General features: G+C 66.7%; 14 protein-coding genes and 1 pseudogene. 7 read left to right on the top strand and 8 right to left on the bottom strand.

Annotation, left to right across the window (positions count from 1 at the left end):
• Nucleotides 1-5 precede the first annotated feature (5 nt).
• Nucleotides 6-2105, top strand: a complete 2100-nt coding sequence (locus ACFQBT_RS06380) for a S9 family peptidase (RefSeq protein ID WP_377821260.1) — start codon at nucleotides 6-8, stop codon at nucleotides 2103-2105.
• On the opposite strand, the gene ACFQBT_RS06385 is transcribed toward ACFQBT_RS06380, so the two are convergent.
• Nucleotides 2097-2507: an HIT family protein gene (locus ACFQBT_RS06385; protein ID WP_377825385.1), complete on the bottom strand. Its 411-nt coding sequence runs from the start codon at nucleotides 2505-2507 to the stop codon at nucleotides 2097-2099. The two genes, ACFQBT_RS06380 and ACFQBT_RS06385, sit on opposite strands and share 9 nt — an antisense overlap.
• A complete protein-coding gene (locus tag ACFQBT_RS06390) occupies nucleotides 2504-2974 on the bottom strand; it encodes an SRPBCC family protein (RefSeq protein ID WP_377821262.1) in 471 nt (156 codons plus the stop codon). Before ACFQBT_RS06390 ends, ACFQBT_RS06385 begins: the two co-directional genes overlap by 4 nt.
• Nucleotides 2975-3028: 54 nt before the next feature.
• On the opposite strand from ACFQBT_RS06390, the gene ACFQBT_RS06395 reads away from it, so the two are divergent.
• Nucleotides 3029-3724 (top strand): lysoplasmalogenase family protein, encoded by a 696-nt coding sequence (locus tag ACFQBT_RS06395; protein WP_377821263.1) that lies wholly within the window; start codon nucleotides 3029-3031, stop codon nucleotides 3722-3724.
• Nucleotides 3725-3727: 3 nt separating this feature from the next.
• On the opposite strand, the gene ACFQBT_RS06400 is transcribed toward ACFQBT_RS06395, so the two are convergent.
• The gene (locus ACFQBT_RS06400) at nucleotides 3728-5188 is read right to left on the bottom strand and encodes an MFS transporter (RefSeq protein ID WP_377821265.1); all 1461 of its coding nucleotides are present in this window, start codon (nucleotides 5186-5188) and stop codon (nucleotides 3728-3730) included.
• A gap of 53 nt (nucleotides 5189-5241) precedes the next feature.
• Nucleotides 5242-5688: a globin domain-containing protein gene (locus ACFQBT_RS06405; RefSeq protein WP_377821267.1), complete on the bottom strand. Its 447-nt coding sequence runs from the start codon at nucleotides 5686-5688 to the stop codon at nucleotides 5242-5244.
• Between the two features lie 66 nt (nucleotides 5689-5754).
• Here ACFQBT_RS06405 and ACFQBT_RS06410 point away from each other — a divergent pair, with 66 nt between their 5' ends.
• Both ACFQBT_RS06410 and ACFQBT_RS06415 read left to right on the top strand, forming a co-directional pair.
• Nucleotides 5755-7176, top strand: a complete 1422-nt coding sequence (locus tag ACFQBT_RS06410; protein ID WP_377821269.1) for an aminotransferase class I/II-fold pyridoxal phosphate-dependent enzyme — start codon at nucleotides 5755-5757, stop codon at nucleotides 7174-7176.
• Nucleotides 7177-7311: 135 nt separating this feature from the next.
• Nucleotides 7312-8105 (top strand): annotated as a pseudogene (locus ACFQBT_RS06415) (DeoR/GlpR family DNA-binding transcription regulator).
• Nucleotides 8106-8113: 8 nt separating this feature from the next.
• Here ACFQBT_RS06415 and ACFQBT_RS06420 read toward each other — a convergent pair.
• On the bottom strand, nucleotides 8114-8704 hold the full coding sequence (locus ACFQBT_RS06420) for a TetR/AcrR family transcriptional regulator (RefSeq protein ID WP_377821271.1): 591 nt from the start codon (nucleotides 8702-8704) through the stop codon (nucleotides 8114-8116).
• 129 nt (nucleotides 8705-8833) lie between these two features.
• Between ACFQBT_RS06420 and ACFQBT_RS06425 the strand changes: the two genes are divergently transcribed.
• On the top strand, nucleotides 8834-11134 hold the full coding sequence (locus ACFQBT_RS06425) for a glycoside hydrolase family 3 C-terminal domain-containing protein (protein ID WP_377821273.1): 2301 nt from the start codon (nucleotides 8834-8836) through the stop codon (nucleotides 11132-11134).
• A gap of 279 nt (nucleotides 11135-11413) precedes the next feature.
• Here the strand turns inward: ACFQBT_RS06425 and glnA are convergent, their stop codons facing one another.
• Nucleotides 11414-12838: a type I glutamate--ammonia ligase gene (gene glnA, locus ACFQBT_RS06430; protein ID WP_377821276.1), complete on the bottom strand. Its 1425-nt coding sequence runs from the start codon at nucleotides 12836-12838 to the stop codon at nucleotides 11414-11416.
• A 223-nt stretch (nucleotides 12839-13061) separates the two neighbouring features.
• Between glnA and ACFQBT_RS06435 the strand changes: the two genes are divergently transcribed.
• Nucleotides 13062-13523, top strand: a complete 462-nt coding sequence (locus tag ACFQBT_RS06435) for an RDD family protein (RefSeq protein WP_377821278.1) — start codon at nucleotides 13062-13064, stop codon at nucleotides 13521-13523.
• Nucleotides 13524-13737: 214 nt separating this feature from the next.
• Nucleotides 13738-14541, top strand: a complete 804-nt coding sequence (locus ACFQBT_RS06440; RefSeq protein WP_377821280.1) for an endonuclease domain-containing protein — start codon at nucleotides 13738-13740, stop codon at nucleotides 14539-14541.
• 74 nt (nucleotides 14542-14615) lie between these two features.
• Here the strand turns inward: ACFQBT_RS06440 and ACFQBT_RS06445 are convergent, their stop codons facing one another.
• Both ACFQBT_RS06445 and lipA read right to left on the bottom strand, forming a co-directional pair.
• Nucleotides 14616-15296 carry a DUF4191 domain-containing protein gene (locus tag ACFQBT_RS06445; protein ID WP_377821282.1) on the bottom strand — a complete coding sequence of 227 codons (681 nt, stop codon included), beginning with the start codon at nucleotides 15294-15296 and terminating at the stop codon, nucleotides 14616-14618.
• Nucleotides 15297-15402: 106 nt separating this feature from the next.
• Complete coding sequence (gene lipA / locus ACFQBT_RS06450) at nucleotides 15403-16422, bottom strand: lipoyl synthase (protein ID WP_377825387.1); 1020 nt, start codon at nucleotides 16420-16422, stop codon at nucleotides 15403-15405.
• Between the last annotated feature and the right edge of the window lie 62 nt (nucleotides 16423-16484).

Consider the following 16484-nt stretch of genomic DNA (forward strand, 5'->3'; position numbering starts at 1 on the left):
CTCGGGTGAGTTCTGCTGCCGTGCCGCCCGTCGCACCCCGCCGTGATCGCCTCCGTGAGCACCACGGGGACCGGTTCCTCGACCCCTGGGCCTGGCTCGACCAGCGTGAAGATCCCGACGTCCTGGCGCACATCGACGCCGAGAACGACTACACCGCCGCCCGCACCGCCCACCTGGGAGCGGCTCAGAACAATCTGTTCGCCGAACTGAAGTCGCACATCCGCGAGACCGATGTCAGCGTCCCGGTGCGCGCCGACAACTACTGGTATTACTCGCGCACCCGCGAAGGTGAGCAGTACGAGATCCACTGCCGATCGCCGTACGTCGAGGGGCTGGGTCGCCCGGACCCCGAAGGTGACGTGCCCGGCGAGCAGGTGCTGCTCGACCTGAACGCCGAAGCGGGGGCCCACGAGTTCTATGAGGTCGGCGGTCTCGAGATCAGTGCGGACGAGCAGCTGCTGGCCATCCTGGCCGACACCACCGGCGACGAGCGCTACGACCTGCAGGTGCGGCGGATCATCGACGGCGTGGTCCTCGACGATGTCGTGCGCGGTGTCGTCTACGGTCTGGCCTGGTCTCGTGATGGCCGGTACGTGTTCTACACCCGCTGCGACGAGGCATGGCGCACCAACCAGGTGTGGCGCCACGAGATCGGAAAGCCCACCGACACAGACGTATTGGTGTTGCAGGAAGATGATCCGAAATTCGATCTGGGGATCGAGACCAGTCGCGACGAGCAGTGGCTGCTGATCGGTGCCGGCTCCAAGACAACGACCGAGTTCCGGGTGCTCGACCTCAACTCGCCCCTGGCCGAGCCGATCCTGATCGAGCCGCGCAGCCAGGGTGTCGAGTACGTCCCCGAGATCGATGGCGACCGGTTGCTGATCGTGCACAACCTCGACCGGCCGGACTTCGACCTGGCCGCTGCCCCGCTGGCTGACCCGGGCCGGGCGAACTGGCAGCCCGTGCTGACCGGGGAGGGCACGGAGCGGATCGCGGCGGCGCACGCCTTCGCATCCTTCGTGGCGGTCTCGATGCGTCGCGAGGGCCTGCCGGCGGTGCGCGTGCTGCCGAAGGAGGGCGACGGTTTCGGTGCGCCGATCGACCTGCCGGTGGACAGCGAACTCACCAGTGTCACCGTCGGATCCAACCCGATGTACGACACCTCGGTGCTGCAGATCAGCAGTACCTCGTTCCTGCGGCCCCGCGCGATCGGCGAATTCGACCCGGCCACCGGGCAGGTGCAGATCCTGCGGCAACGACCGGTGCCCGGCTTCGACTCCTCGCAGTACGTCGAGCGGCGGCTATGGGTAACCGCCCGCGACGGCGCATCGGTGCCGGTGTCGGTCATCCATCGCCGCGATGTGCGTCCGGATCGCGCCAACCCGGGGTACGTGTACGGGTACGGCGCCTACGAGCACCCGACGGATCCGGCCGTGCGGGTGTCCTGGCTGCCGCTGCTCGAACGCGGCGTCGTCGTCGCTATCGCGCATGTGCGTGGCGGTGGCGAGTTGGGCCGCGCGTGGTACGACGGCGGCCGGTTGCTGGCCAAGAGGAACAGCTTCACCGACTTCGTCGACGTCGGGCACGCGTTGATCGACGAGGGCTGGGTGGCGGCCGATCGCCTTGTCGCGGAGGGAGGTTCGGCTGGAGGTCTGTTGATAGGCGCCGCGGTCAACGAGGACCCGTCACTGTTCCGAGCGGTCATCGCGGCCGTCCCCTTCGTCGATGCGTTGACCACGATCCTGGACCCGAGTCTGCCGCTGACCACGGGGGAGTGGGAGGAGTGGGGCAACCCGCTGGCCGACCCGGAGGTCTACGCGTACATGAAGTCCTACACGCCGTACGAGAACGTCGCAGCGGCGGACTATCCCTCGATCCTGGCCACGACCAGTCTTCACGACACCCGGGTCTTCTTCACCGAACCGGCCAAGTGGGTGCAGCAGCTGCGCGCAACAGTGACCAGCGACCCGCAGAAGAGGCCAGTACTGCTGAAGACGGAGACCGCGGCCGGTCACGGCGGGCAGTCCGGGCGCTACGACGCGTTGCGCGATGTCGCCTTCGAGCTGGCGTTCCTGCTGGACCAGATGGGGATCTCAGGTTAAAGCGGCACGGATCCGGTCGGCGTACTCCTGCGCTTCACCCTCCGCGTACTTCGTGCGCGGCCAGAAGAAGCCCCGAAGGCCGTCGCCCTTGGTGCGGGGCACCACGTGGGTGTGCAGGTGCGGCACCGACTGGCTGACCACGTTGTTCTCGGCGACCCACGTCCCCTGCGCGCCGAGCGCCGCAGGTAAGGCGACTGAAATACGTTGCACCGCAGCGAAATACGGGGCCAGGAGCTCGGCAGGTAGATCGCCGAGGGTGACGACGTGGTCGAGCGGAACGACGAGGACATGTCCTTTGAAAACCGGTCTGACGTCCAGGAAGGCCATCGCGTGCTCGTCACGCGCGACGACGAATGCCGGTGTGTCGCCGGCGATGATGGAGCAGAAGACGCAGCCGCTCAGGACGCCTCGACCTCGGCCTTGATCCGCTGAAGTGTCCTGTGCATGTCCGCCTTGAGCACCGTCTCGAAGTTGGTGTTGCCGCCGAAGAACTTATCGACCAGGAAATGCGAGATGCTCGAGGTTCCATCGGCAACGTCGCGGGTCTCGACGATCCTCGTGCGGGTGCCGCCGTCGAGCGGCTCGAGGTCGTAGCTCCATCGGGCTTTGTTCTCGCGGACCTTGAACATCAGCCGTTTGTCGGGCTCGAAGTCCTTGACCATCGAGGTGGTCGGCCAGATCCGCCAGCCCGCCTTGTTGATGTTGATCATCTTGGCGCCCTTGCCCGACCCGCGCAGGAAGGTGCGGAACGTCTGCGGGCTCCAGCGCGCCATGGCCGGAAGGTCGGAGACGAGCGCCCACACCGCGGCCGGGGGTGCGTCGACCTCAATCTCGGCCTGCAGGTTGTTCGGGGCGGGCTTGTCGGCCATGGATCCTCCAGCTCGATTTACAGATGTAGTGACACAGATTACATACTGGGCCGCATGCCGTCGTGGTCCCGCCTTCGAGCCGCTGTCGTCGCTGCGGTGCGGCGTCGTCCCGAACTGGTCGCCTACGTGCCGCTGGCGACGGTCACAGCACTGTCCGGAGCACTCGATCGGCGCCGAGTGCACGCGGTGACCAAGTCCGTCCTGGTCCCGACCTTGCAGGCCGGCGCCTGCGCCCGGGGCAGCCGCGACCCGTTGCTGTACGCCGCGAGCAGCGCCGGGTGGCTTGGCGACATCCTGCTGCTCCCGCGAAGGGGCAAGCCGTCAGTCGAAGCGCAGCGGCATCAATTGCGCTCGGGCGCAGTTGCGTTCGGCGTGCAGCAGATCGGTTACATGGCCATGATGGCGCGCAACGGAGTCCGGCCCAAGGCCGGTCGGATGGCCGCGGTCGTTCCCTGGCTGGCGTGCCTCTCGGTGCTGGACATGAGGGGCGGTGAGGCGTCGGCGCCCGACCCGATCATCACGACGTACGGCGTGCTGCTGGGGGGCATGACCACGATGGCCTGGTCGGCGCCGAGCAGGGCGATGCAATGCGGGGGAGTGCTCTTCCTGGCCTCGGACTCGATGATCCTGATCCGGGAGGTGCTCCTGGAGGGACGGGTGCCGCGCGTCCTGGCCGAGGTCTTCGTGCTGGGCACCTACGCCGCAGCCCAGGCGATGCTCATCGGCGAACTGGTCACCCGGCGGCGCTGAGCCTCACAGCGATGGGGAGACTTCGTGTCGACCGTGCGGGCGTCTGCGGCCGCGCAGATCGACGAGCGAGGCGATCAGCGCGACCGTGACGAGCGCCGCGGTGACCCGGATGGCGGCAGAGGCACCGTCCTGCCCGCCTGATCCGCTGGAGAAGAACACCGATCCCACGAGGGCGATGCCGGCAGCGGTCCCGATCCGCTGCCCCGTCTGCAGCATTCCGCCGGCGGTGCCCGCGCGGCGTACCGGAACGTCTTGCAGGGTGAGGGTCACGTTGGGGGAGATGACCAGACCGCTACCCAGGCCGGCAACGAGCAGCGGCCCCGCGAGCGCCCAGCCGGTCCGGGCCCCGTGCACGGTGGTCAGCACGACGTCGACGGCGATCAGGCCGATCAGGACCAGCAGCAGCCCGCCGGTGACCATCGACCGGCCGAAGCGTCCGACCAGGCGACCCGACAGGGCCGAGGTGATCGCCGATCCCGCGGCGAACGGGGTGACGGCCAGGCCGGCCATCAATGGCGAATACCCCAACGACACCTGGAAGTGGATGGTGAGGACGAAGAAGATCCCGGTGAAACCGGCGAAATAGACGGTGCCGATCACCGCGCCCGGAGTGTACCCAGGCACGGAGAAGAGGCTCAGGTCCACCAGTGGGTCGCCGCCTGCCGCGCGGTAGCGGCGTTCCCACCACACGAACCCGGCTCCGAAGAGTGCGCCGATCACGGCCAGCCACCAAGGCAGCGCAGTCCCGCCCTGTTGGCCGTTCTGCACCAGCGGTAGGAGCAGCAGGACCACCGTGGCGCCGAGCAGCAGGACGCCGACGGGGTCCAGGTCGGCGCTGAGGTCGCGCAGTTTGTGCTTGGCGGGCGGCAGCCAGAGGCGGGCAAGGACGACCGCAGCGACGACGATGGGGATGTTGACCAGGAAGATCCACCGCCACCCGGCATCGTCGCCCAGCCAGGACAGGATCGCTCCGCCGGTGATCGGGCCGACTGCGGTCGAGATCCCGATCGTCGCGCCGAGCAGACCGAAAGCCCGGCCCCGCTCGCTGCCGGAGAACATCTCCTGGATCAAACCGCTGACCTGCGGATTGAGAATGCCACCGCCGACGCCTTGGATCAGGCGCGCCGCGACCAGCACGGCCGGGTTCGGTGCTAGTCCGCACACGAGACTGGACACCCCGAAGACGACCACTCCGATGATGAACATCGTCCGCCGTCCGAGCACGTCGCCCAGCCGGCCGGAGGGGACCAGCACCAGGCCGAACGTGAGCGCGTATCCCGAGACGATCCATTGCAACTCGCTGGAGCTGGCGTGGATCCCCTTGGCGATGGCCGGGAGGGCGACGTTGACAATGGAGACGTCCAGCAGGGTCATGAATCCGGCAACCAGGCAGACCGCCAGCGCACGCCAGCGGTCGTCGTTCTCATCGGCCGTGCTGTCCTGGCTGGTTTGTCGGTTGGTCACCCGCGCAATTCTCGCCTGCCGCGGCCGAGTCGGTTGACCCGCCCGGATGGGCCTTAGCCCTCGATGCGACCGCCGAGCCCCCAACGGGTGATCGACAGGTTGTCCGGCACCTGGTCGGGGCTGTCGTGATACGCGTACATCGGGCCGTTCGTCATGAACGCGAAGTAGTCATGGAGCGCGTTGCGTAGTGCATCCTCGTTGATCGCGGCATCGGTCATCGCCGCGTCGAAGCAGGCCACGGCGCGGCGGTTCATCTCCTCGTGCTCGCCGTTGCCCGAGTGCATGCGCACCAGGTCGGACTCGCTGCCGTAGCTCGAGGTGTACGCCGAAGGGCCGCCCCAGGCCTGCGCCCAGTAAGCCGCCAGACGCCGGGTGTGGTCGGCCTTGAACCGGCGGAACGCGTGGCTGACGACCGGATCGTCCAGGACCCGGCGGTGCCACGCCGCGGCCAGGTCGCGGACGGTGTCCGCGCCGCCGAGCGCGTCGTAGAGCGTGGTCATCGCCTCACTGTTCACCCGCTGTCTACGGTGGGTCAATGACACGGGTAGACCAGTCCGGGGGCCGGGATGCCCACTGATCCGCGAATGTTGCGCGGCGATGCGCCGTTGCTCGACGCGTGGCTGCGCTTCCAGGAGCAGCCGCCGACCCCGTTCACCATTCCCGGCCATAAGCAGCGCACCGATCTGGTGGGTGACGTCATCGCGGGGGACGTGCCGCTCTACGCGGGACTGGACACGATGAAGCTGTCCGCCGGAGTTCTGGCCGATGCCGAGTCGCGTGCCGGCCGGTTGTGGGGTGCGGACTTCTGCCGCTTCTCCACCGATGGCGCGACCCACGCCAACCAGTCGGTTGCGTTGGCCCTCGGCGGTGACGGAGACCGCGTCGTGGTCAGCCGCTCGCTGCATCGTTCCCTGCTGCTGGGTCTGGTGCTGGCCGGGCTGGAACCGGTGTGGGTGAGACCGGAAGTCGACCGTGCAACCGGCCTGCCGCTCGGGGTGCGACCCGATGAGGTACGCCGTGCGCTCGCCCGAAACCCTGACGTACGTGCGGTTTTCGTCGGCGACCCGTCCTACGTCGGCACTGTCGGGGACGTACGGGGACTCGCGAACGCAGCGCACGAGCACGACGTACCGCTGGTGGTGGACGCGGCATGGGCGGCACATTTCGGGTTTCATCCGGACCTGCCCGCGCACGCGCTGTCCCTGGGGGCGGATGTCGTCGTCACCAGCGCCCACAAGACGCTGCCGGCGTGGAGTCAGGCGGCACTGGTCCTGGCGAACGCCGGTCGGATAGACCTGGCCCGGCTGGACGCCGCGGTAGAAGCGACGGCGACGACCAGTCCGGCGGGCGCAATTCTGGCCAGCACGGATGCTGCGCGGGCATTGCTGGCGCGCGACGGTGCAGCACTGTTGGGCCAGGCGCTGGAGGCTGTCGCGTCTGCGCGCCGGCGGCTGCACGAGGTGGAGGGACTGGTGGTTCTCGGCGCGGCCGACGTCGACCCGCTCAAACTCACGGTTCTGCTGCCCGGCACCGGCGCGGACGGTATCGCTGTCGAGCGGGACCTGATCGACCGGGGGTTTCCGGTGGAGTCTGCCGATCGCGACGTGGTCATTGCCGTGCTTTCGATGGCGGACACGGCGGAAACTGTTTCTGCGTACGTCGATGCGCTGGTCGCGGCCATCGCGCGCCACCGGGGTCCGGCGCGTGACCCGGCGAGCGTGGGGACCTACCAGGTTCAGCCGGATATGGCGATGCTGCCACGGCAGGCGTATTTCGCTGCCACCCAGGCCATTCCATTATCAGAAGCGATCGGGGAGGTGAGCGCGGAGTTGGTCGCGCCGTACCCGCCGGGTATCCCGGTGCTGGCGCCAGGAGAACGCATCACCGTCCAGAGCATGGCCACCCTGGATGCTGCAGCGCACGCCGGGGTGCGGATTGCCTACGCGGCCGATCCGAGCCTGCAGACGATCCGGGTCGTTCGAAAATGAACAAAATGCGGACGACGGTGCGCTTTCTCTTGGTAACTTGATCATGCAATAACGAAACGAACCGTATCGTTACTATTGCTTGGGGAAACGAGATGAGACGTCCCATGGCGCGTGGGGCTTTGTAGGAGGTTGGACATGTTGGCTCATCAACGGCAGGACTTCATCCTGCGACGGATAAACCAGAACGGCGGAATCCGGGTTTCGCGCATTGTCGGTGAACTCGGTGTCAGCGACATGACGATCCGCAGGGACATCGATGCGCTCGTTGCCAGGGGCCTGGTGACCAAGGTGCACGGCGGCGCGATCGCCGTCCATGACGACTCACCGGGCGGCCAGGGTTTGCTGCCTCGTGATGCCTCCCATTCGGTGCTGGGTCGCGCTGCGGCGAGCCTGGTCGAAGCCGGGTCGACTGTCTCGGTGTCGGCGGGGACGGTTGCCTATTCAGTCGCTACCGAGTTGCGCAACCTTGCGGGCCTGAGCGTGGTGACCAACTCACCGTTGGTCGAGCAAGCTCTCTACGACCCGACCCGGGACGACCGGACGGTGGTGCTCACCGGGGTGCGCGCACCGCGAACGGCGGCTTGGCCGGACCGGTCGCGATCGACATGCTCGAGCGCACGCACGTGGATGTCGCGATCATCGGAGCAGAGGCCATCGACATCGACGCCGGCGTCACCACATCGAACTTCCAGGAGGCACAGGTCGAGCGAGCCATGATCAACGCGGCCCGGCGGGTCGTGGTCGTCGCCGATCACGCTGCGTGGAGCACCGCGCTGCTCACCACGGTCAGCGAGCTGTCCCGTGTCGATGTTCTGGTGACCGATGCATTGTTGTCCGAGGGGGCGCGGCGGGAGCTGGCCCGTCGGTCGGTTCAGGTCCTGGGGGTGCGCCCGGCGGCGGCTACCCGGGAGTCGGCGATGGCTATGTGACCCGGTAGTCAGCCGCGTGCCGAATTCAACGGCGGGCTGTCCACCAGGGTGTGCACGAGCCACTTGTACTGAGCGTCGGAGACGCCGATGCCGCGCACCGTCGAGCGGTAGAAGCTCAGCGAAGCGAGCATGTCCAGCAGCAGGTCGGGGTCCGTGTCGGCATCGATCTGACCGCGTTCCACGGCGCGTTCGATCAGGCGGATGCCGTTCTCTCGGCGGATACTGAAGAACCGGTCCCACAGCACGGGAAAGACTGCGGGGTCCAGCGCCGCTGCGATCGCATTGGTTGTGCCTTCGCGCAGGCGGGTCAGGTTCTGGTTCCTCACGTTGATCATGGTGTGTTGCAGGAGATCTCCGACGATGTCACCGGTGTCCGGGATCTCACCCATATGCATGACCGAGATGGCGGCGGCCGCAACGAGTTCTCCCTTGTCCGGGAAGCGGCGGTAGATTGCCGTTTTGCCGCACGCGGCCCGCTTGGCCACATGCTCGATGCGCAACTGGTCATAGCCGACCTCGAAAATGATCTCAACCGTGGCGCTCAGGATGCGAGCGGTCAAGTCCTCATCCGGTGGGCGGCCCGGGTTCGTCTCAGTCACGCGGCAACCATACGTAACGTGGCTCCGCGGTCGTGGCACCAGCTGGGTACAGTCGCGATAACCGGTCATCGATCTTGGAGGAGTCACCATGTCGCCTCACCAGCAGCGCGTGCAGCAGCAGGTCGCGCCGTGAGCACCGCCGAGGAGATCGCGGGCCGGCTCAGCCGCGCGGACAAGATCCGTCTGCTGTCGGGTAAGGACTTCTGGAACACCGAATCAGTCGACGGCGCACCCGGGTTCATGCTCACCGATGGCCCGCACGGTCTGCGCAAACAGATCGGGTCGGCCGATCACGTGGGGTTGGCCGACTCGGTTCCCGCCACGTGCTTCCCGCCCGCCGCGGGGCTCGGCGCCACCTGGGACGTAGACCTCCTGCAGGACATCGGGGTCGCCCTGGGGCGTGAGGCCGCGGCTCAGGACGTCGGCGTGCTGCTGGGCCCTGGGCTCAACATCAAGCGGCACCCGGCCGGAGGTCGCAATTTCGAGTACTTCTCGGAGGACCCTTACCTGTCAGGCAAGGCGGCCGCCGCGATGGTCCGCGGCATCCAGTCGGTGGGGGTCGGAGCCTGCCTGAAACACTTCGCCGCGAACAACCAGGAGTCCAACCGCATGAGGGTGGATGCCGTCATCGATGAGCGCACATTGCACGAGCTGTATTTGACCGGCTTCGAGATCGCGGTCAAGGAGTCTGCACCCTGGACCGTGATGCATTCCTACAACAAGGTCAACGGCGAACACACCGGTGAGTCTTATCGCCTGCTCACCGAGATCCTGCGCCGCACCTGGGGATTCGACGGAGTGGTCATGAGCGACTGGTTGGCGACCGCCGATCGACCGCGGGGCGTGCACGCCGGCTCCGACCTCGAGATGCCCGGTAGTGGCGGTCTGTGGGATGCTCGCGTCGCGCAGGCACTGGACGACGGCGCCCTGGCCGAGTCCGATCTCGAGGCTGCCGTCACCCGGCTGGTGGCCCTGGCCGAGAAGGTGGCGGCGCGGCCACCGGCGACACCGGTCGATTTCGACGCACATCACGCGCTGGCTCGGCGAGCCGCGGCCGAGGCCAGCGTGTTGCTCACCAACAACGGTCTGCTTCCCCTCCCGGTCGACGCCCGGGTGGCGCTGATCGGCGCGTTTGCACAGACCCCGCGCTACCAGGGCGCGGGAAGCTCGCTGGTCCATCCGACCCGGCTCGACAACGCCCTCGACGCGATGACGGCCATCTACGGCGACCGGTTGACCTACGTCGCCGGTTACGACGCGGCCACGGGGGAGGCGACAGCTGACGACATCGCGGCGGCACGGATCGCCGCACGAACAGCCGAGGTCGTCGTACTCCTGGTCGGCCTGCCCGCCAGCTACGAGTCAGAGGGATTCGACCGCACCGACCTGCGGCTACCACCGGCCCACGATGCATTGGTGGAGGCGGTTGTCGCCGAAAACCCCCGCACGGCAGTGATTCTCATGGGTGGAGCGCCTGTCGAGATGCCGTGGGCGGACCGGCCGGCGGCCATTCTCGAGGCCTACTTGGGCGGTCAGGCCGGTGGCACGGCCCTAGCCGATGTACTCACCGGTGCGGTCGAACCCGGTGGCCGGCTGGCTGAGTCCTTCCCGGTATCGATGCTGGAGCTGCCCGCCAACGCGAGCTTCGCCGAACACCCGACGCAGGCGCAATACCGCGAAGCAGCAAACGTCGGGTACCGGTTCCACGACACGTGGCAGGTGGCACCCCGGTTCTGTTTCGGGCACGGATTGAGCTATACCGATTTCGACGTGTCGTCGATCATCGTGTCGGGGGAGGAGCACAGCCCCGACCGGCAGGTCGGCGTCCGGGTCACCAACATCGGCGAGCGTGCCGGTGCCTGCGTGGTGCAGTTGTACGTGCACGCCGAGACGGCTGGTTCCGGGCGGCCCGAGCAGGAGTTGAAGGGTTACACCAAGGTGCATCTCACCGCAGGCGAGTCGCGCGAGGTGACCCTGCCGCTCGACGCTCGCTCGTTCGCGACGTACGACGCCACGGACGAAGCGTGGGTCGTTCCGACGGGGACCTACGAAGTCCGAATCGGATTGTCCTCCAGGGACATTCGCAGCACCGTCAGTCTCGAAATTCACGGCGCGGATGTCTCGCATCCCGTGAGCACCACGCGCGGTCCGGTGGCCGACGACCAGGAGTTCGCGGTACTGCTCGGCAGGCCGGTGCCCGCTGCACGACCGTTGGTGCCGTTCGACGAAGACTCGACCGTCGGCGATCTACAGCAGACCTGGCTGGGCCGGAAGATCCACGGTGCGCTGATCGGTCAGGCCATCAACAAGATGGCTCCGGCAGACGACCCGAACTCGGGAATGATGGCTGCCATGATCAAGGAGTTGCCGCTGCGCGGATCGCAGCGGTCTCCGACGGCAAACTCAGCCTGGCCACGCTCGACCGGTTGATCGGCGTACTCAACACGTTGCGCAAACGCTGACTCGGCAAAACAACACTGTCTCGGTCGTTTCGCGATGAAACGACCGAGACAGTGCAGATGTCCGACTATCTGACGCCCGTTGACGACTGCTGTGCGGGGCTCGGCCTTCGCCGCCGACTCGGCTAGCGCCTCGTCGACGACTCCAGCCTCACTCCTCAGCAGTCGTACCCGTTGACGACTGCTGTGCGGGGCTCGGCCTTCGCCGCCGACTCGGCTAGCGCCTCGTCGACGACTCCAGCCTCACTCCTCAGCAGTCGTAGTACATCTCGAATTCGTGCGGGTGCGGGCGGAACCGGATGGGGTCGACCTCGGTGGTGCGCTTCAGGTCGATCCAGGTCTCAATCAGGTCGGGGGTGAACACGTCGCCCTCGGTGAGGAACTCGTGGTCGTCCTCCAGCGCGTCCAGGACTGCCGGCAGCGAACCGGGGACCTGCGCGATGTTCGCGTGCTCCTCCGGCGGCAACTCGTACAGGTCCTTATCCACCGGCTCCGGGGGCTCGATGCGGTTCTTGATGCCGTCGATGCCGGCCATCAACTGCGCCGCAAAGCACAGGTAGGGGTTCGCCGACGGGTCCGGGATCCGGAACTCGATGCGCTTGGCCTTGGGCGACGTACCCGCAATCGGGATACGCACACAGGCCGAACGGTTGCGGGCCGAGTAGACCAGGTTGACCGGCGCCTCGTAACCCGGGACCAGGCGGTGGTAGGAGTTGACTGTCGGGTTGGTGAAAGCCAGCAAGGACGGCGCGTGCTTGAGCAGACCGCCGATGTACCAGCGGGCGATGTCCGACAGGCCGCCGTAGCCCTTCTCGTCGTAGAACAGCGGCTCGCCGCCCTTCCACAGCGACTGGTGGGTGTGCATGCCCGAACCGTTGTCGCCGAAGATCGGCTTCGGCATGAAGGTCACGGTCTTGCCAGCCGCCCAGGCGACATTCTTGATGATGTACTTGAACTTCTGGATGTCATCGCCGGAGTGCTGCAGGGTCGTGAACTTGTAGTTGATCTCCTGCTGGCCCGCGGTGCCCACTTCGTGGTGCGCGCGCTCGACCTCGAGGCCGACCTGGCCCAGGACTGCGACCATCTCGTCGCGCAGGTCCACGAAATGGTCGGACGGCGGGACCGGGAAGTATCCGCCCTTATAGCGGGTCTTGTATCCGCGGTTACCGCCTTCCTCGACACGACCGGTGTTCCATGCGCCCTCGACGGAGTCGATGTAGTAGTAACCGGAGCGCTGATTGGTCTCGAACCGCACGTCGTCGAAGATGTAGAACTCCGCCTCGGGGGCGAAGTAGGCAGTGTCGGCGATCCCGGTCGAGGTCAGGTACGCCTCCGCTTTCGCCGCCACGTTACGTGGGTCGCGGCTGTAGGCCTCGTCGGTGAACGGGTCGACGACCGAAAAGTTCATGACCAGCGTCTTGCGGTCGCGGAACGGGTCGATGTACGCGGTCGCGGGATCCGGCAGCAGCTTCATGTCCGACTCGTTGATGGCCTGGAAACCGCGCACCGACGAACCGTCGAACATGTTGCCGACCGTGAAGGCATCCTCGGTGAACGCCGCAGCCGGCACGTTGAAGTGCTGCATCTGACCAGGCAGGTCGCAGAAGCGGATGTCGACGAACTCGACATCTTCGTCCTTCAGGTACTTCAGGACCTCATCGCCTGATTTGAACATGGAACCTCCATTGGCTGGATGTGGCGCGAACAAGTCCATCCGCACCGTGCCCCGACCTTACGCGGGGGCGATTACTCGGCAATCACTCGCACGTTTCACCCGTGTTACGTCCCGCTGGGCGACCCGGGGGACTGACAAACCGGCAGGTCACGGGCTCCCCAGGGGGCGTACGGCGGGTGGAACGTCCGCGACCATCCTGCCCCCACGACGTACCCTCGTGTGCGTGGTGGACCGCAAAGATCTCGGATCGTGGCTGGGTGGCACCGTCCCGGAGACCGACAGCCCTGATTGGCCCGGTCAGCGACTGGGCCTACCGCAGTCGGGGGCCGGTGCCATGGCACCGCTCGGACGCCGGGTCGGCGCGCTGTTCCTCGACTGGGTGCTCTGCTCACTGATCGCCGCCGCATTCTTCGGCTATCGGTGGGGCGGGCACTCCGCCTCCTTCGCGCCGTTGCTGGTGTTCGTCGCGGAGAACGTGCTGCTGGTGAGCCTGTTAGGTACGACGGTCGGTCACCGTTTGCTCGGACTGCACGTGCAGCGGATGGACGGCTCGGTGCCCGGTGTCGCCGGCGGCACCATCCGCAGCCTGCTGTTGGCGCTGGTGATTCCCGCGGTCATCTGGGACAGCGACGGCCGAGGCATGCACGACAAGGCCGCCGGCACGGTGATCGTTCGCAGCCGCTGATCGCGGCCGGCCGGCGGTCATCTGCAATCCAGCGGTTGTTTTGCTCGAAAAACGACCGCTGGATCGTCGTCTGCCGCTGATCTGCACAACTCGTTTCCACAGGCGTTGGGGTTTCGTAGGGCACGAGTCGGTGGAAGCCGAGCACACTGCCCAGATGCCAACCGACAACAGGGTGATACTGCGCGTGGCCCATAGGGCCGGTTCCGTTCTGCCGGTGCGCGTGTTGATTGCGGCGGGAGTGAGCCGGCACGCCATCACTGCCGCGGTCGGAGCCGGCGAACTCATCAGGGTCCGGAAAGGCTGGGTTGCCCTGCCCGAGGCTGACCCGATGATGGTTGAGGCAGCACGGCGGTCGGTCGTGCTGACCTGCGTGACCCAGGCACGGCGGCTCGAACTATGGACCAGGTGCGACCAGACACCGCATGTCGCGGCGCACGTCGGTTCCGGCAGCCGCAACGCCGGCGGTGCGGTCGTGCACTGGACTGCGCCGGTTGTCGCAAGGGCGCCAGATCAGCTCACGGATTCGATCGAGAACGTTCTGGCGCTGATCGCAGAATGTCAACCATTCGAGGATGCGGTCGCCGCCTGGGAGTCCGCGGTGAACAAGGGCCTGATCGCCCGGAGTGCGATGAGCAGGTTGAAGCTACGACCGCGGGCTCGGACCGTGCTGGCGGCAATGGCGCCGTTCGCGGATTCGGGGCTCGAGACGATCGTGCGGCTGCGGTTTCACAAGCTACGAATCGACGTGGCGGCGCAGATTTGGATCGAGGGCCATCACGTGGACTTCCTCATCGGTGACCGTCTGGTACTCCAAGTGGATGGTGGCCACCACGTGGGCAAACAGCGCGATGAAGACATCGAACACGACCGAGCACTGACGTTGCTCGGATACCACGTCATGCGGGTCAGCTACGTGCAGGTCATCGAAGAGTGGCCCGCCGTGCAGGCGCAGGTCATGCGAGCAATGGCGCAGGGGCTGCACCTAGCGGTCTGGAATCGCCCTGCACATCAGCGGTGATCAGCGATCCAGCGGTTGTTTTGCTCTGGAAACAACCGCTGGATTGCCGATTACCGCTTACCTGATGTCCGACGTCAGCGACCGCGGGCCGCGCGGCGGTCCACCCGCGGCGCGTTGCGCGGGTCCATCCCCTTGGGGATCGGCGGCTTCGCAGCCCCGAGTGCCCGCAGTCGCTTGTTGACCGCGGCCACCTCCGCGTCGGTCAGCTTCTTGTCCATCTTGTTCAACCGCTTGGTCAGGTCCGCGACCGGCACGGTGTCGGTGCCCTGGCCCACACGCAGCAGATAGACCGGCACCTCAGGCCCGGCGACTCGCGCGACCCGCTTCTTCTCCGACTCCAGCAACTTGCGGGTCGAGGTGGCCGGTCCTTCGCCCACCAGCACCACCCCGGGGCGGCCGACCGCGCGGAACACCATGGCAGCCGACGCGAGGTCGTTTACTGAACGGGCCCGGTTCGCTTCTGCCGCAACGGGTTCCTTGTCGAAGTACCAGCCGCGCCGCAACGCCGACAGGGCAGCAGCGGACGCTCCGGGCTGTCCCTCGAGTTGGCCATAGGCCGCCTTCTCCGCCAACCGGCCGAAGACGATCATGGCTAGCAGGATCCCGATGAGCACACCGAAGAACCCGAAGATGATCGGGTGGTGCAGCAGAAGGCCGATGATCAGCAAGACACCGAATCCGAGCACGAACGCCAGCGCCATCCACCACGGGATCGACGGGTTCTGCGCCCGCGACATCGTGAACAGCTGCTTCATCTGCGCGACGCGCCGGGTTCCCCGGAGGTGTTCTTCTTCTTGCGTGAGAAGCGCGACTTCTTCTCGGTGGCCGAGGCGGCCTGCGACGACGGTGACGGCATGGAGTTCAGGATACGCGGCTGCGGGACACCACGGATGCCGCTTCCTGGCGAGCAGGGGAGGCAGCCGCAGCAGCGAGGTGGGCCAACTGCGGGGGCAGTTCGCGACCCGAGGCTTCCATCGCTTGCGCGTAGAGACGACCTGCCCGGTACGACGAGCGCACCAGCGGACCGCTCATCACGCCCTTGAAGCCCAGATCGTTGGCGACGTCCATCCAGTGCACGAATTCTTCCGGCTTGACCCACCGGTCGACCGGGTGGTGACGAAGGGACGGCCGAAGGTACTGCGTGATGGTGATCAGGTCGGTCCCCGCGTCCTGCAGATCGCGCAGCGCCTGCTCGATCTCGTGATCCTCCTCGCCCATGCCCAGGATCAGGTTGGACTTGGTGACCAGCCCGGCATCGCGACCCATCGTGATGACCGCGAGCGAGCGTTCGTAGCGGAAGGCCGGACGGATCCGCTTGAAGATCCGCGGCACGGTTTCGACGTTGTGCGCGAAGACCTCCGGCGCGGCGTCGATGACGGCACCCACCTGCTCGGGGACGGCGTTGAAATCCGGAATGAGGATCTCGACACCGGTGCCGGGGTTGAGATCGTGCACTTGTCGGATCGTCTCTGCGTAGAGCCACGCGCCGCCGTCCTCCAGGTCATCGCGCGCAACACCGGTGATGGTGGCGTAGCGCAGACCCATCTGTTGCACGGATTCGGCTACCCGGCGCGGCTCATCGCGGTCCAGATCCGCCGGTTTGCCCGTGTCGATCTGGCAGAAGTCGCACCGCCGCGTGCATTGTTCACCGCCGATGAGGAACGTGGCCTCGCGGTCCTCCCAGCATTCGAAAATGTTGGGGCAACCGGCTTCCTGGCACACCGTGTGCAGCCCCTCGCGTTTCACCAGGGAATGCAGCGAGGTGTATTCCGGACCCATCTTCGCGGTGGTCCGGATCCATTCCGGTTTGCGTTCGATCGGGCTCTGCGCGTTGCGCGCCTCGACACGAAGCAGTTTGCGTCCTTCGGGGGCGATGGTCACCCCGATACTGTACGCCGGGTCGCCAGTGCTCCCGTCGGGCCACTCAGGGGTGAGGATCTCGG

Origin of the sequence: Branchiibius cervicis, assembly GCF_042661605.1 — a bacterium.
Taxonomy (GTDB): Bacteria; Actinomycetota; Actinomycetes; order Actinomycetales; family Dermatophilaceae; genus Branchiibius; species Branchiibius cervicis.

Excerpts from the sequence above, each read along its gene's own strand:
- ACFQBT_RS06445 (WP_377821282.1), bottom strand. The coding sequence starts at position 15,296 with ATGAAGCAGCTGTTCACGATGTCGCGGGCGCAGAACCCGTCGATCCCG.
- glnA (WP_377821276.1), bottom strand. The coding sequence starts at position 12,838 with ATGTTCAAATCAGGCGATGAGGTCCTGAAGTACCTGAAGGACGAAGAT.
- ACFQBT_RS06410 (WP_377821269.1), top strand. The coding sequence starts at position 5,755 with ATGCCCACTGATCCGCGAATGTTGCGCGGCGATGCGCCGTTGCTCGAC.
- ACFQBT_RS06390 (WP_377821262.1), bottom strand. The coding sequence starts at position 2,974 with ATGGCCGACAAGCCCGCCCCGAACAACCTGCAGGCCGAGATTGAGGTC.
- ACFQBT_RS06405 (WP_377821267.1), bottom strand. The coding sequence starts at position 5,688 with ATGACCACGCTCTACGACGCGCTCGGCGGCGCGGACACCGTCCGCGAC.
- ACFQBT_RS06395 (WP_377821263.1), top strand. The coding sequence starts at position 3,029 with ATGCCGTCGTGGTCCCGCCTTCGAGCCGCTGTCGTCGCTGCGGTGCGG.